Below are 13,958 nucleotides of genomic sequence, written 5' to 3' on the forward strand. Positions count from 1 at the left end.
TTCGGCCCGCCGCACGCACTGAGGGGTATGAGCCATGACGACCTGCGTGCGCTGTTCCTCAACTGCACGCTGAAGAAGAGCCCGGAGCGCAGCCACACCCAGGGCCTGATCGACCTCAGCTCGCGGATCATGGAGAAGCAGGGCGTCCGCGTGGAGCACCTGCGACCGATCGACCATGAGATCGCCACAGGGGTGTGGCCGGACATGACCGAGCACGGCTGGGAGCGCGACGCGTGGCCGTCGATCTACCAGCAGGTGATGGCGGCCGACATCCTCGTCATCGCTGGGCCCATCTGGCTGGGTGACAACAGTTCGGTCGCCAAGCTGGTCATCGAGCGCCTCTACGCCTGCTCGGGCCTGCTCAACGACGCCGGTCAGTACGCCTACTACGGGCGGGTCGGCGGCTGCCTGATCACCGGCAACGAGGACGGCGCCAAGCACTGCGCCATGAACGTCCTGTACAGCCTTCAGCACCTGGGATACGTGATCCCGCCGCAGGCGGACGCGGGCTGGATCGGGGAGGCCGGGCCGGGCCCCTCCTACCTCGATCCGGGCTCCGGCGGTCCCACCAACGACTTCACGAACCGGAACACCACGTTCATGACGTGGAACCTGCTGCATCTGGCCCGGCTGCTCAAGGACGCCGGTGGCGTTCCGGCGCACGGCAACCAGCGGTCGCAGTGGGACGCAGGGTGCCGGTTCGACTTCGAGAACCCGGAATACCGCTGACCCGGTAGGTCCGGCAGGTCCACAAGCCAGTGAGTCAGGACCTCAGTCCTCAGTACCTCAGTCCTCAGTACGTCAGTCCTCAGTACGTCAGTACCTGTACCTCAGCAACGAGGAGCCCGAAAATGACCGTCGAGTCCACCGAGATGACCGTCCCCACCTGCGCCTACCCGGGCTGCACCAACCCGCCCGAGCCGCACGCGCACGACGCGCAGGGCCCGGCGTCCCGCTACTGCGGGCACCCCGAGCACAACGCGCTCGGCGCGTTCCGGAAGTTCCGCGCCAAGCGGCAGCAGCGCAAGGAGGACAAGCGCGTGGCCGCCGAGGCCAAGAAGGCGGCCAAGGACGAGGCGACGGGCACCGGGGCACCGGTCGCCGGTCAGTCCTGGCCCGCCCCCTCCGGACATGCGCCCGGACTGGTCCCCGGCGCGGAGGTGGTGCCCCAGGACCACGGGCAGGCCCCCGTGGCCGATGCGTCCGAGCAGACGTCGGTGGACGTCATGACCAGTGAAATGGCGGCCATGGCGGCGATGCCGACGGCCGACGGCGACGATGCCGCTCAGTCGCGCGACGCCCTCGTCACGCTCATCAGCCGACTCGCCACCGAACTGCCCGCCTACATAGAGGAGTTGGCGATCATCACGGACTCGGCGGCAGCCGAGGCCCGGATCGAGACGGTCACCCGCGCCGCCGCGCAGCGCATCCTGGCTGCCGAGGAGCGCGCCACACTCGCCGAGGAGGCGGCCGACATGGCCGTCACCGCGCTCGACATCGCGCAGCAGAAGTTCGCTGACGAGACCGCCGCGATCCGCGAGGAGACGGCCCGCCAGGTGGCGGACGCCGAGTTCGTGCGGGCCGAGCTGGAGCGCTACCGCGAGCGCGTCGGCATGCTCGAGGTCCGCCTCGACGCCGTCCGTGACGAGGCCGACGAGCTGCGCCGCGATAGGGCCGCGCACTCCACCGCCCCCGAACACTCCACCGCCCCCGAGCAGCCGCGCCCCGCCGAGCACCAGTGCTGACCGGCCAAGGGCGCGGACAAGAACTGGGACAGGGACAGGGACAAGGGAAGACGATGCAGAAGAGCACACTCACGAAGTGGTCCGCCCGGATCGCGGCCGCCACCATGATCGCGGCGACCGCCGCCCTCGTCCCGGCGGCCACCGCCCAGGCAGGCACCCCCCACAAGTTCCGTCTCTGCAACTACGGCAGCGGCTACGACACCGTCGTGGAGTTCCCGAAGCACGGCGGCTACGCGTTCCGCGTGCTTGCCGGAAAGTGCCAGACCATCTCGCCCGTGCTCAAGGACCCCAACCAGGCGGTCAACCTCTACGCGGTCCAAGGGCAGTGGAAAGGTCCCCGCAGCTACGTCTTCGCCGGGTTCAGCTACGCCGACAGCCGGGGCATCGACATCACCACCAGGGGAACCTACGGCGCCGTCAACTGGAGTTGGCGCTAAGCAGAGTTCAGGGCCGGTTCGGGGCGGCATCCCCGGGCCGGCCCTGTGCGTGGGTCCCGTGTGCGGGCCCTGAAACACCAACCGGATCGAACAGAAACGGAATACCCTCATGTGCCGAAACAACCGTCCCCTCCTGTGGATCACCACCGCGGTGGTCGTCGTCGCGGTGGCCGTCGGGCTCTACCTCTTCCAGCCCTGGCGGCTGTTCACCACGGACCGCGTGGATGAGGCTGCTCCCGTGGCCACCGGCCAACAGGGGCCGCGGCCAAGCCGTCGGCGAGCGGCAGTTTCGTCTCCCACGAGCACGAGACCAGCGGCTCGGTGGAGGTCCTGAAGCTCGACGGCGGAAAGGCCACCCTGCGCCTGAAGGACCTGCGCACCTCCGACGGTCCGGCCCTGCACGTGTGGCTCAGCGACCAGCCGGTCGAGCAGGGCGGCGGCAACCTCGACGACGGCAAGCACGTCGACCTCGGCGACCTCAAGGGCAACGAAGGCAACCAGAACTACGCGATCCCGGCGGGCACCGACCTGAACAAGTACTCCACGGTGACGATCTGGTGCGAGCGCTTCAGCGTGTCGTTCGGCGCGGCCGAACTGAAGCAGAGCGCCTGACGGAACAGACCGCACGGAAACAGCAGTGGGGCGGGTGGCCATGCCACCCGCCCCACTGCTGTTCCGGGACCTCCTACGACACCAGGATGGGGATGATCAGCGCCACGCAGGTGATCAGGCTCCACAGCGCGGGGGCCGCGCTCAGCGTCTGCCCGTGCCGGGCTGCCGCCCGGGCCGCGGCCGCCTCACTGCGGGTCAGATGCCAGGGGCCGACCCGCTCCTCAAGTCGCTGGTACACCAGGCCGAGTACGGCGCCGTAGGCGAGGTGACCGACGAGGGACGGGAACGACACGGCCAGCGCGGCGGCACTCCACCGGGGGTCGGCCCCGAGCAGCACGGGGAGCAGCGTCAGATTGCCGAGGACCCACCAGAGGAAGCCGTACGACACACCCCAGCCGATCCCGGAGGTCGGGTCGAAGCTGCGACGCCGGAAGAAGACCGCGTACGTGACGCCGACGGCCTGGGAGATCAGCAGGTGGATGACGAGGCCCACGACCTCCGACTCGGAGCCGACGAGGGCCGCGACGGCCGGCAGGAACCCCACGGCGACCATGACGCCGGTGAAGAGCACGCCGCCGGCCAGCCCGGCGATGACGCCGTGCCAGATCGAGATCACCCGCCCACCGGTGAGCCGTCCCTCCTGGGCGTGCCGTACGTCGTCGGAGAACACCGCCCGCGACAGGCCGCCCAGCCAGCCGCTGAGCAAGGCCGTACCGGCACCCAGCAACACGTATCCGGGCAGTGACTCCACGGCGGTGCGCACCGCGGCCGGCGTCCAGTCGAGGCCGCGGCCGTCCAGCAGCGGCGCGACCGTGACGGCCGCCAGCCCCCACCACCCGAAGCCGAAGGCGGCACCCCGGATCAGGGCGGGGCCGGTGCCCTCGCGGGTGTCGCCGAAGACCACCGCATACGAGGCACCGACCAACAGGCCGACGAGCAGCCCCTGCCGGCCGAGCCCGAGCACCGGGGCTACGAGCAGCCCCGAGGCCGAGGCGCGCACCAGGAGGCCGGGCCTGAACTCCCGCTCCCTGCGCACCAGCAGGGCGAGGACGGCGGCCGTGGCCGCACCGTAGGCCAGGTGGCCGAGCAGACTGGGGATCAGCGCCTGTGCCGACGCCACGTCCCAGGCCACCGGCCTGCCCAGCAGGAACGGCAGCAGGGTCAACGGCCCGAGCAACCACCACAGCACGCCGTACGCGAGTCCCCAGAACAGCAGCTCGCGCTGGCGGGCGACGAGGGCGCCGAAGACGGCCCCGATGACCGCCGCGATCAGCAGGTGGACGGCGAAGCCCACGCCGGGCGAGTCGGTTCTGACGATCGCCGCGACGGTGGGCAGGTACCCGATCTCCGCCATTACGGCGCCGAAGACCAGCCCTCCCGCGAGGCCGGCGAGGGCTCCGAGTCCGGCGTTGTGTGTGACGCTTCCGGCGTCAGACATGACGGTCCTCCTTGGTGGATTCGGTCGAGAGGGCGATGTCCCTGGGGAAGACCAGGTCGAGAGTCCAGTCGGCGAGCACCCGCAGCCGTTTCTCCACGCTGGGCAGCTTGCTGAGGTACACCGAGCGCCACAGGACCCAGGCGAGGAAACCGGAGACCCGCCGCCCGCCGATCTCGCCGGCTGCCGTGCGGTGCCCGAGCGAGACCAGGACGCCGAGCCCGCCGAAGCGGAACGGGACGGGACGGCGACCACGGAGGACCGCGGCGACGTTCTTCGCCACCGCCTTGCCCTCGCGGATCGCGTGCTGCGCGGTCGGCGGATGGAACCCGCCCGCGAGGTCCGGGATCCTCGCGCAGTCGCCCAGGGCCCACAGGCCGGGTATGCCGGGGACCTGCATGGTGGGTTCCACGGTGAGCGGGGACGGCATGACCTGCTGCACCAGCGGGTTCGGCCGGTTGCCCGCCGTCCAGGCCAGGGTGCGGGTGGGGATGGTCTCGCCGGAGTCGAGCGTGATGTCCTCGGAGGTGGCCTTGCTCACGCGCGCGCCGAGGCGGAACTCGATGCCGCGCCCGCCGAGTTTGCGCTGCGCGTAGAGGCCGAGCTGCGGCGACAGCTCCGGCAGCAGACGCTCCCCCGCGTGCACGATCACGAACCTGGGCCGCATCCCGTGCAGCCGCGGATAGAAGTGGAGTACGTCATGGACGAGGTCGAACAGTTCGGCCACCAGTTCCGTCCCGGCGAAGCCGCCGCCCGCCACCACGAACGTCAGCAGCCTGGCCTGCTCGGCCGGTTCCGATTCGAGGTCGGCCCGCTCCAGCGCGCCCAGCACCTGGTTGCGCAGCCTCGTGGCGTCCTCGACGGACTTCATCGCGAAGGCGTGCTCGCCCACTCCCGGCAGGTCGAAGAAGTGCGGCACCGCGCCGACCGCCAGGACCAGTTGGTCGTACGGCACGCGGAGCATCCCCTCCTTGCCCGCGGAGACGTACGCGTTGCGGTTCTGCGTGTCGATCGAGGCCACCCGCCCGTGCAGGAAGGAGGCATGGCCGAGCCCGGCGCGCACCGGGGCGCTCACATGCCTGGCCTCGACCGTGCTGGAGGCGACGCCGACGAGGAGCGGGGTGAACAGCAGGAAGTTCGAGTCGCTGATCAGCGTCACGTGGGCGTCGAGCCCGCGGCCGAGACGCCGGTCCAGTTCCCGGGCGGCGCCGACCCCGCCGAAGCCACCACCGACGATCAACACATGGGGTTTGGCCCGCTGGGGCGCGAGCCGGGGCGGGAACCAGGCCGACAGCGCATGGAAGGTGAGACCGGCGATCGCGCCGAAAAGTGCGGCGCCGACGAGTTGCGGGAAGTGCGAGACGGCCACCGCGATCGTCCACGAGGGCTTCTGCCCTTCCAACGCGGGGGCGAGGGTGAGCGTCCAGGCCACCCAGTCGAGCAGGCCGATGAGCAGGCCGGCGGAGAAGGCCGAGCCGTTGCTCTGCCTGTGGCCCCCGAAGAGGAGGCCGAGCACGGCTCCCAGCACCACTGTGTGGGCGGCCCACGGCAGCCATGGAGGCTTGGTCACGACGGCCACGAGCGCGCCGCCGGGTAGTGCGGCGATGACGCCGAAGAAGAGTCGTCCGAGCAGAGTCATGCCGCTCAGTGCGAGCGGGCCGCACGAGCGTTACAACTCCAGCGCTGCAACTCCAGCGTTACGACTCCCTCGGCGGCAAAGGTGCCACCGAGGATCCGCCGGTTACCCGGGGATCACTGCCCCTGCCAGTTCCGGAAGGCGGAGAGCAGCTGCTGCCTGGCGTCCGACGAGATGGTGTCCGGGGTCAGTTCGCCCGTCGTGGAGATCGTCTGACGGAACTGGTCGAGGTAGGTCTCGCACCCGGAGCACTCCGCCAGGTGCTCGATGAAGCGGCGCTCGTCGTCCTCGCACAGGACACCCTCGAGAAAGTCGGTCACCAGCTCGACGAAGTCAACGCAGTCCACGGTCGTTCCCTCCCGCCACGACGCCATGGGCACCGGACAAGTAGTCCTCCAGCTTACGGCGCAGGAACGCCCTGGCCCGATGGAGGAGCACGCGTTGGTTTCCGGGCGAGATGTCCAGGAGGGAACAGACCTCCTCCGAGCCGTACCCCTCGACATCGCGCAGGGTGACCACCGTGCGCAGACGGGGCGGGAGTTCGTCGAGCGCCGCCGCGATCACCTCACGGACCTCGCCGCGCAGCACATGGTCCTCGGGAATGTGCAGATGCCGGGGCTGCTGCCCGACGGCCCAGTGGCCGGGGTACTGCTCGTCGGGGCCGCGGAACCGTGCGGCGTCCACCGTCGGCTCTGCCTCCTCCTCGGGCAGCAGGCTGGTGAAGGGGACGGTCCTGCTGTCCTTCGTACCGCGTGCCTTGGCCGTGTTGACCAGGATCCGGTACACCCAGGTCTTCAGGGACGAGCGGCCCTCGAAGTCGCCGATCCCCCTGATGACCCCGAGCCAGGTGTCCTGGACGGCCTCCTCCGCGGATGCCTTGGTCGACACGAAGGACATGGCCAGCCGGAGCATGCCGCCCGACCAGGTGTCCAGCACCAGGGCGAACGTCTCCTCGTCACCGTCGCGCAGCCGCTGGACCAGGACCTCGTCCGGCGGCAGTTCGCGTGCGCCCGCCATTCGTCACTCCCCCTTGCCGGCCGTCAACTGGGAGGTCAGCTTAGGGCAGCCCGGTGATCGAGATCTCATGCCGGTGCCTTCGTTCATGTCCCGGTAAGGACTGTCACAGCCGCGCGGGCGGGCCGCGGCCGGCCGTCAGCCTCGCCGCATCGCGCGGAAGGCACCTCGCAGCCGGTCGCTCGCTTCGCCGGACAGGCCCGGGGCGGGCAGGCTCTGGGCGGGCAGCTCACCCAGCATCGCGATGGTCTGCCTGAACTGGTCGAGACAGGTCTCGCAGTCGTCGCACCTCGTCAGGTGCGTGAGAAAACGCAGCTCGGTCGGCTCGTCCATGGCGCCGTCGAGGAAGACGGTCACCAGCTCGACGAACTCGTCGCAGTTCATGCCACCTGCCTGATCTCGCTCAGCGGACGGTCCACGGAATAACGGAGTACCGAAGGGACCACATAACCAGATACCGCTTTCCCGGCACCAGAGGGGACCTGGTCGTCGCGCGCGAGGCAGTCCCGGACATCGGAAAACGAGGATGTCGTCGGTGGCGACGTCTCCGGGCACCAGCAGCGAGGTGGCCTCACATGCCCCCGCGACATCCACGCGCCGGTGACGGAACAGCAGCACAGCGGCCCCTCTTGACGGCGACCGGATGCGCCCACCGCGCGCGGAAGGCCGCTTCGCGGAGGATCTCGACGCCTCCCCGAGGCACCCCGCCACACCGAGCTCATCGACGGAGCCCTCGTCTTCATGAGGTCGCCCCTGCGGGCCTGGCACGGCCGCCTCGTCACCGCCCCCACCACCAGGCTCATGGCGCAGGCGCCGGCCGGCTTCTCGGTCGAGCTGGAGATGACGATCCGCCTCGACGCCCGCAACAGCCCCGAGCCGGACCTCCTCCTGACGAAGGGGCCGAGCTCACGAGAGGGCTCGACCCCGAATACACACGTCAAACCAACCGCATTAACGTTCAGTAACGCTGCGGCGATCACACGTTGAAGCGGAACTCCACGACGTCCCCGTCCTGCATCACGTAGTCCTTGCCCTCCATGCGCGCCTTGCCCTTGGCGCGGGCCTCGGCGACCGAGCCGGTTTCCACCAGGTCGGCGAAGGAGATGACCTCGGCCTTGATGAAGCCCTTCTGGAAGTCGGTGTGGATGACGCCGGCGGCCTCCGGGGCGGTGGCGCCCCTCTTGATGGTCCAGGCGCGGGATTCCTTGGGGCCGGCCGTCAGGTAGGTCTGCAGGCCGAGGGTGTTGAAACCGACGTGGGCGAGGGTGGCGAGGCCCGGCTCCTCCTGGCCGACGGACTGGAGGAGTTCGAGGGCCTCGTCCTCGTCGAGCTCGGCGAGGTCCGCCTCCAGCTTGGCGTTGAGGAAGATCGCCTCGGCGGGGGCGACGAGGGCGCGCTGCTCGTTCTTGAAGTCCTCATCGGTCAGTTCGTCCTCATCGACGTTGAAGACGTACAGGAAGGGCTTCGTGGTCAGCAGGTGCAGGTCGTGCAGGAGCTCGTTGCGCTCGGTGCCCTGGACGATGCCGTGCGCGAAGAGCGTGTCGCCCTTCTCCAGGATCTCCTGGGCCTCCTCGACGGCCTTCACCTTCGGCGCGATGTCCTTCTTGATCCGCGACTCCTTCTGGAGCCGGGGCAGGACCTTCTCGATGGTCTGGAGGTCGGCGAGGATCAGCTCGGTGTTGATCGTCTCGATGTCGTCCTTGGGCGAGACCTTGCCGTCGACGTGTACGACGTTCTCGTCCTTGAAGGCACGGATGACCTGGCAGATCGCGTCGGACTCACGGATGTTGGCGAGGAACTTGTTGCCCAGGCCCTCACCCTCGGAGGCGCCGCGCACGATGCCGGCGATGTCGACGAAGTCGACGGTGGCCGGCAGGACGCGCTGGGAGGAGAAGATCTCGGCCAGCTTCGTGAGGCGCGGGTCCGGGACGCCGACCACGCCGACGTTCGGCTCGATCGTGGCGAACGGGTAGTTGGCCGCCAGCACGTCGTTCTTGGTCAGGGCGTTGAACAGGGTCGACTTGCCGACATTCGGCAGACCGACGATTCCGATCGTGAGCGACACGTTGCGACTTCCCGTACGTGAGAGGACTTCAGGGGCTTGGCTGGGGCCCGGTCCTTCTTCGATCTTCGATGCAGATCGATCTTCGATGCAGATGCACGGGCCGATCCACCAGTCTACGGCGTACTGTCCCGGGCTTCTGCGCCCTGTCGAACACCTGGCCAACCTCCGCCCCCGGGCGTGTCCGATCCCCGATTCGCCACATAAACCGACCTAGGTTGGACCAGTGGAGCAATACAGGGCGCGACCGGCCGGGCACGCATCGCCACGCGGCACGCCACCACCAATGCCGTGGCGAGCGGCTCGGGGTGAAGGGGCGGGGCGGCGGGGCGGGGGACGCGTCACACGGGGGACGGACGAGAAGCTGCGGGGAGGGGGTGGGTCAGTGGGAAGCGGGGGCGGGCCGGCGCGGGGTGCAGGCGGCGCGGTACGGGGAAGGGACGGGCCGACGCAGGCCGGGGGCGGAGCACTGGGGGACGGGGACGCGGACGTGGACCGAGTGGAGCGCGGCGCGGGCGGACCGGCCCCGGCTAGGGGCGCGGGCGGCGCAGTTCGGGGCGCGGATCAAGAAGCGCAGGGCGGCGACGCAGTCATGACGGGCGCCGACGCACTGACACGGGGCCCGAGCGAAGTTGCACGGGGCGTGCACCGCGTGACGCGCAGCACGACCGGACCGGCACGAGCGGCCGCAGGCCCACCAATGCGAGGCGCGGGCCGTGGAGCGCGGGGTGCGAACACCGTCAAGCACCGCGCGGAGGGACTGGCGCGAGGTGTGAGCGCAGCAGTGCGGGGAGAGGACAGCTTGGAGCGCGGCGCGAACGGCGCAGTGTGGGGCGTGGGCGAGACAGCGCAGGGCGTGGGCGAGACAGCGCAGGGCGGCAGCGAAGTGAAGACGGCGCGAGTGGACTGGCGCGGGGTGAAGACCGAGTGGTGCGGGGTGAGGGTCGTATGAGGCGGGGCGAGGGCGGATTCTCGCGAGGTGGGAGCGGTGCGGCTCGGTCGGCCTGGCCCACACGGTCCGCCTGGCCTGCTCGATCTGCCCGGGCCGCCCGGTCCGCAGGGGCCGTGGAGGACCCGGAGGACGCAGGGACCCCAGAGGCTCGGCCGCCCGCCGCGGCTCCCCGTGTCGGCCGGCCCTCCAGGCCCGCGCCGCCCGCCGCGCCCCCGCGCGCCACCCGGCCCGTCTCTCAGCGCCGCCCGAGTTCGGTCCAGGCGGCAGCGGCGGTACGGCAACCCGTGCCACCCCCGGCGCCGCAGGCCCTGCGCCGGTTTCCCAACCCCCGGCTCACCGGGCTGGGCAGCGGTCTGTTCTGCGGTGCCGTGATGGTCGTGCTCGGGTACCTGGACTCGCTGCTGTTCGGGGCGTCGCTCACGCTGTACGGCGTGCTGTTCGTGCCGGTGTGTGTGCTGACGGCCGTCTGGGTCCGCAGGTGCGACCTGATGACCGCGCCGGTGGTCCTCCCGATCGCGTTCGCCGTGGGGCTGCTTCCGGTGTCGGACCACGGTGGGGGGATCAGCGGACACCTGATGGGACTCTTCACCGGCCTCGCGACACAGGCCGGGTGGCTGTACGGGGGGACGCTGGTCGCCGGTCTCATCGTGGTCGTGCGCAGAGTGCGCCTGGTGGCGCGCAGGGAGGCGGCCCGGCGCCGGCAGGCGTGACCGCCGCCCCCGCGGTCGGACGTCCGCTAGCGGTCCTGCTCCGCCGCGTGCATCGCCGCCCCCACGATCCCCGCGTTGTTCTGCAGCTGCGCCGGGACGATCTCCGCCTTGATGCCCTCGATGTGCGGCAGGAACTTGTGGGCCTTCCTGCTCACCCCGCCGCCGATGATGAACAGCTCCGGGGAGAACAGCATCTCGACATGGGCGAGGTACTTCTGGACGCGGTGGGCCCAGTGCTCCCAGGACAGCTCCTCGTCCTCCTTGGCCTTGCTGGAGGCGCGCTTCTCGGCGTCGTGGCCGTGGAGTTCGAGGTGGCCCAGCTCGGTGTTGGGGACCAGGGCGCCGTCGGTGAACAGCGCGCTGCCGATGCCCGTGCCGAAGGTGAGGAGGATCACGGTGCCCCGGCGGTCGCGGCCCGCACCGAAGCGCATCTCGGCGACGCCGGCCGCGTCCGCGTCGTTGACCACCGTCACCGAGTGGCCGCCGAGGCACTCGCTGAACAACGCGCGCGCGTCCGTGTCGATCCAGCTCTTGTCGACGTTCGCCGCCGTACGGATCGTGGCGCCACCGGTGACCACGCCGGGAAAGGTGAGCCCGACCGGCCCTGTCCAGCCGTAGTGCTCGACGACCTGCTTCACGCCGTCCGCCACCCCGTCCGGCGTGGCCGGGTGCGGAGTGAGCACCTTGAAGCGCTCCTCCGTCAGGTCGCCCCTGTCCAGGTCCACCGGAGCACCTTTGATCCCGGATCCGCCGATGTCCAAGCCGAAGATCTGCATGGCCCTACGTTACGACGACGGACTGACAGTCACTCCCCGGAGTCACCGGAACCGCCGGACCCCGTGCGCTCGGCGATCAGCGCCGCCGCCTCCTCGCGCAGGTCACGACGGAGTTCCTTGGGCAGCGAGAAGGTGATCGACTCCTCGGCCGCCTTGACCAGCTCGACGTCACCGTAGCCACGCTGGGCCAGCCATTCCAGGACCTCCTCGACCAGCACCTCCGGGACGGACGCGCCGGAGGTGACGCCCACCGTGGTGACGCCCTCCAGCCAGGCCTCGTCGATCTCGCCGGCGAAATCCACGAGGTAGGCCTCGCGGGAGCCGGCCAGCTTGGCGACCTCGACCAGCCGCACGGAGTTGGAGGAGTTGCGCGAGCCGACCACGATGACCAGCTCGGCCTCGGCGCCCATCTGCTTCACCGCGAGCTGGCGGTTCTGTGTGGCGTAGCAGATGTCGTCGCTGGGCGGGGAGATGAGCTGCGGGAACTTCTCCTTCAGCGCGTCGACGGTCTCCATGGTCTCGTCGACGGACAGCGTGGTCTGGGAGAGCCAGACGACCTTCGACTCGTCGCGGACCTCAACCTTGGCGACGTGGCCCGGGCCGTCGACGAGCTGGATGTGCTCGGGGGCCTCGCCGGACGTACCGATGACCTCTTCGTGGCCCTCGTGTCCGATCAGGAGGATGTCGTAGTCGTCGTCCGCGAAGCGGACCGCTTCCTTGTGGACCTTGGTGACCAGGGGGCAGGTGGCGTCGATGGTGGCGAGTTGGCCGCGCTTGGCCTCTTCGTGGACGACGGGGGCGACGCCGTGCGCGGAGAACATCACGATGTTCCCCGCCGGCACCTCCTCCGTCCGCTCGACGAAGATGGCGCCCTTCTTCTCCAGGGTCTGCACGACGTACTTGTTGTGGACGATCTCGTGCCGGACGTACACCGGAGCGCCGTACTGCTCCAGGGCTTTCTCGACAGCGATCACGGCGCGGTCCACGCCCGCGCAGTAGCCACGGGGGGCGGCGAGCAGGACACGGCGGCCAGGCGAAGCAGTCATGCGTCCCATCGTAAGGGTGCCTTCGGCGGGTCGAAGATCGCATGGGTGACAGGTTGGTGGGGACACTGACCGTGGGCTGTGAGGGGCGGGAAACGGAGCGACGGACGAGGCACTGGCGGAGGCGTGATGTCCGGGACCGGCACGGCGGATCGTACGTCCGACGAAGGACACGAGCTGCGCCGGAGCCTCGGCTTCCGTGACCTGGTCGTCTACGGGCTGCTGTTCATCGCGCCCATGGCGCCCGTCGGCGTGTTCGGCACGCTGGACGCGCGTTCGCACGGGGCGGTCGCGCTCGTGTACCTCGTGGCGACGGTCGCCATGGCGTTCACCGCATTCAGCTACGCGCAGATGGTGCGGGTGGTCCCCCAGGCGGGGTCGGTGTTCGCGTACGCGCGCGCGGGGCTCGGTGAGCGGGCCGGATTCATCGCCGGCTGGATGGCGATGCTGGACTACCTCCTGATCCCCGCCGTCGCCTATCTCTTCTCCGGCATCGCGATGAACGCGCTGGTGCCGGAGGTGTCGCGGTGGGTGTGGACCGCGCTGGCGGTGGTGATCACGACGCTGCTGAACCTGTGGGGCGTGCGGGTGGCGGCCCGGGTCGGTTTCCTGGTGCTCGCCATGGAGATCGTCGTCCTGTTGGTGTTCGTGGTGGCGGCGGTGGTCGTGCTCGCGCGGGACGGGGCCCAGCGGGGGTGGCTGTCACCGCTGTCGGGGGACGGTACGCAGGGTTCGTTCGAGATGGCGGCCGTGATCGGCGCCGTGTCGATCGCTGTGCTGTCGTATCTGGGCTTCGACGCGATCGTCTCCTTCGCGGAGGAGGTGACCGGGGGGTCGGAGAAGGTGGCTCGGGCGGTGCTGTTCTGCCTTGCGCTGGCCGGGGTGCTGTTCATCGCGCAGACCTATCTGGTAGCGCTGCTGGAGCCGGTGTCGTCCGCGCGGCTGGCGGCCGAGCCGGAGCGGCAGGGGGCTGCGTTCTACGACGCCGTGGACGCGTCGGTGGGGGCCTGGCTGCACGATCTTGTGGCCGTGAGCAAGGCGATCGGCGCGGCGTTCGCTGCGCTGGCCGGGCAGGCTGCGGCGGGGCGACTGCTGTTCGCGATGGGGCGGGCGCGGGGGCTGCCGCGGGTGCTGTCCAGGACGGACTCCGGCGTCCCGCGGGTTGCCCTGCTGTGCGCGGGCGTCGTCACGCTCGTCGCTGCCGTGTGGGCGGCGCGGCGCGATGACGGGTTGGATCACTTGGCGTCGGTGGTCAACGTCGGGGCGCTGACGGCGTTCACATTGCTGCACGCAAGCGTGGTGGGGTGGTTCGTGGTGCGGCGTGGGGGTGAGGGTGCGGTTGAGAGCGGTGCGTCGGTGAGCTGGTGGCGGCATGGGGTGGTGCCGGTGGTGGGGGCGGCGATCACGGTTGCGGTGATCGTGGAGGCGGCGGGGGTAGCGCAGGTGGTGGGGGCTGTTTGGTTGGGGCTGGGGGTTGCCGTGCTGCTTCTTCGTGCCCGCCGCCCCCACCCGTCCCGTCCTTGAAGGGGATTCGCC

General features: G+C 70.2%; 15 protein-coding genes and 1 pseudogene. 8 read left to right on the plus strand and 8 right to left on the minus strand.

The genetic code is table 11. The features are described 5' to 3' along the window. Positions 1–27: 27 nt before the first annotated feature. From OHO27_RS14385 to OHO27_RS14400, 4 genes are all read left to right on the plus strand, one after another. Entirely contained in the window at positions 28–729 is a 702-nt protein-coding gene (locus tag OHO27_RS14385) for a flavodoxin family protein (protein WP_328423905.1), read from the plus strand. Between the two features lie 122 nt (positions 730–851). Then, positions 852–1,745 (plus strand): hypothetical protein, encoded by an 894-nt coding sequence (locus OHO27_RS14390; RefSeq protein WP_328423907.1) that lies wholly within the window; start codon positions 852–854, stop codon positions 1,743–1,745. Positions 1,746–1,798: 53 nt separating this feature from the next. Next, a complete protein-coding gene (locus OHO27_RS14395) occupies positions 1,799–2,182 on the plus strand; it encodes a hypothetical protein (protein ID WP_328423909.1) in 384 nt (127 codons plus the stop codon). 321 nt (positions 2,183–2,503) lie between these two features. Further along, the gene (locus tag OHO27_RS14400) at positions 2,504–2,794 is read left to right on the plus strand and encodes a DM13 domain-containing protein (protein WP_328423911.1); all 291 of its coding nucleotides are present in this window, start codon (positions 2,504–2,506) and stop codon (positions 2,792–2,794) included. Positions 2,795–2,867: 73 nt separating this feature from the next. Here the strand turns inward: OHO27_RS14400 and OHO27_RS14405 are convergent, their stop codons facing one another. The 5 genes from OHO27_RS14405 to OHO27_RS14425 all read right to left on the minus strand — a co-directional run bounded on the left by OHO27_RS14405 (position 2,868) and on the right by OHO27_RS14425 (position 7,263). Next, positions 2,868–4,232 carry a hypothetical protein gene (locus OHO27_RS14405; RefSeq protein WP_328423913.1) on the minus strand — a complete coding sequence of 455 codons (1,365 nt, stop codon included), beginning with the start codon at positions 4,230–4,232 and terminating at the stop codon, positions 2,868–2,870. Further along, a complete protein-coding gene (locus OHO27_RS14410; protein ID WP_328423915.1) occupies positions 4,225–5,868 on the minus strand; it encodes an NAD(P)/FAD-dependent oxidoreductase in 1,644 nt (547 codons plus the stop codon). Before OHO27_RS14410 ends, OHO27_RS14405 begins: the two co-directional genes overlap by 8 nt. Positions 5,869–5,981: 113 nt before the next feature. Next, positions 5,982–6,212 carry an anti-sigma factor family protein gene (locus OHO27_RS14415; protein WP_328423917.1) on the minus strand — a complete coding sequence of 77 codons (231 nt, stop codon included), beginning with the start codon at positions 6,210–6,212 and terminating at the stop codon, positions 5,982–5,984. After that, the gene (locus tag OHO27_RS14420; protein ID WP_328423919.1) at positions 6,199–6,882 is read right to left on the minus strand and encodes an RNA polymerase sigma factor; all 684 of its coding nucleotides are present in this window, start codon (positions 6,880–6,882) and stop codon (positions 6,199–6,201) included. Before OHO27_RS14420 ends, OHO27_RS14415 begins: the two co-directional genes overlap by 14 nt. Before the next feature lie 135 nt (positions 6,883–7,017). Continuing rightward, complete coding sequence (locus tag OHO27_RS14425) at positions 7,018–7,263, minus strand: anti-sigma factor family protein (RefSeq protein ID WP_328423921.1); 246 nt, start codon at positions 7,261–7,263, stop codon at positions 7,018–7,020. 259 nt (positions 7,264–7,522) lie between these two features. Here OHO27_RS14425 and OHO27_RS14430 point away from each other — a divergent pair. Continuing rightward, positions 7,523–7,782 (plus strand): annotated as a pseudogene (locus tag OHO27_RS14430) (Uma2 family endonuclease); the annotation flags it as partial. Positions 7,783–7,855: 73 nt separating this feature from the next. Here OHO27_RS14430 and ychF read toward each other — a convergent pair. Next, positions 7,856–8,944, minus strand: coding sequence for a redox-regulated ATPase YchF (ychF, locus tag OHO27_RS14435; protein WP_328423923.1), 1,089 nt, complete (start codon positions 8,942–8,944; stop codon positions 7,856–7,858). Between the two features lie 769 nt (positions 8,945–9,713). On the opposite strand from ychF, the gene OHO27_RS14440 reads away from it, so the two are divergent. Both OHO27_RS14440 and OHO27_RS14445 read left to right on the plus strand, forming a co-directional pair. Continuing rightward, complete coding sequence (locus OHO27_RS14440; protein ID WP_328423925.1) at positions 9,714–9,893, plus strand: hypothetical protein; 180 nt, start codon at positions 9,714–9,716, stop codon at positions 9,891–9,893. Between the two features lie 284 nt (positions 9,894–10,177). Further along, positions 10,178–10,603: a DUF6542 domain-containing protein gene (locus OHO27_RS14445; RefSeq protein ID WP_443059544.1), complete on the plus strand. Its 426-nt coding sequence runs from the start codon at positions 10,178–10,180 to the stop codon at positions 10,601–10,603. 26 nt (positions 10,604–10,629) lie between these two features. Here the strand turns inward: OHO27_RS14445 and ppgK are convergent, their stop codons facing one another. Together ppgK and OHO27_RS14455 are read right to left on the minus strand one after the other, a co-directional pair. Next, complete coding sequence (gene ppgK, locus OHO27_RS14450; protein WP_328423929.1) at positions 10,630–11,379, minus strand: polyphosphate--glucose phosphotransferase; 750 nt, start codon at positions 11,377–11,379, stop codon at positions 10,630–10,632. A gap of 29 nt (positions 11,380–11,408) precedes the next feature. Continuing rightward, entirely contained in the window at positions 11,409–12,434 is a 1,026-nt protein-coding gene (locus tag OHO27_RS14455) for a 4-hydroxy-3-methylbut-2-enyl diphosphate reductase (RefSeq protein ID WP_328423931.1), read from the minus strand. 117 nt (positions 12,435–12,551) lie between these two features. On the opposite strand from OHO27_RS14455, the gene OHO27_RS14460 reads away from it, so the two are divergent. Next, complete coding sequence (locus tag OHO27_RS14460; RefSeq protein ID WP_328423933.1) at positions 12,552–13,946, plus strand: APC family permease; 1,395 nt, start codon at positions 12,552–12,554, stop codon at positions 13,944–13,946. Positions 13,947–13,958 lie beyond the last annotated feature (12 nt).

Origin of the sequence: Streptomyces sp. NBC_00443 (genome assembly GCF_036014175.1) — a bacterium.
GTDB lineage: Bacteria > Actinomycetota > Actinomycetes > Streptomycetales > Streptomycetaceae > Streptomyces.

What these genes read in the sequence shown, in the direction of transcription:
- OHO27_RS14385 (WP_328423905.1), top strand. Translation starts at nt 28, where the DNA reads ATGAGCCATGACGACCTGCGTGCGCTGTTCCTCAACTGCACGCTGAAG.
- OHO27_RS14390 (WP_328423907.1), top strand. Translation starts at nt 852, where the DNA reads ATGACCGTCGAGTCCACCGAGATGACCGTCCCCACCTGCGCCTACCCG.
- OHO27_RS14395 (WP_328423909.1), top strand. Translation starts at nt 1,799, where the DNA reads ATGCAGAAGAGCACACTCACGAAGTGGTCCGCCCGGATCGCGGCCGCC.
- OHO27_RS14405 (WP_328423913.1), bottom strand. Translation starts at nt 4,232, where the DNA reads ATGTCTGACGCCGGAAGCGTCACACACAACGCCGGACTCGGAGCCCTC.
- OHO27_RS14410 (WP_328423915.1), bottom strand. Translation starts at nt 5,868, where the DNA reads ATGACTCTGCTCGGACGACTCTTCTTCGGCGTCATCGCCGCACTACCC.
- OHO27_RS14420 (WP_328423919.1), bottom strand. Translation starts at nt 6,882, where the DNA reads ATGGCGGGCGCACGCGAACTGCCGCCGGACGAGGTCCTGGTCCAGCGG.
- OHO27_RS14425 (WP_328423921.1), bottom strand. Translation starts at nt 7,263, where the DNA reads ATGAACTGCGACGAGTTCGTCGAGCTGGTGACCGTCTTCCTCGACGGC.
- ppgK (WP_328423929.1), bottom strand. Translation starts at nt 11,379, where the DNA reads ATGCAGATCTTCGGCTTGGACATCGGCGGATCCGGGATCAAAGGTGCT.
- OHO27_RS14455 (WP_328423931.1), bottom strand. Translation starts at nt 12,434, where the DNA reads ATGGGACGCATGACTGCTTCGCCTGGCCGCCGTGTCCTGCTCGCCGCC.
- OHO27_RS14460 (WP_328423933.1), top strand. Translation starts at nt 12,552, where the DNA reads ATGTCCGGGACCGGCACGGCGGATCGTACGTCCGACGAAGGACACGAG.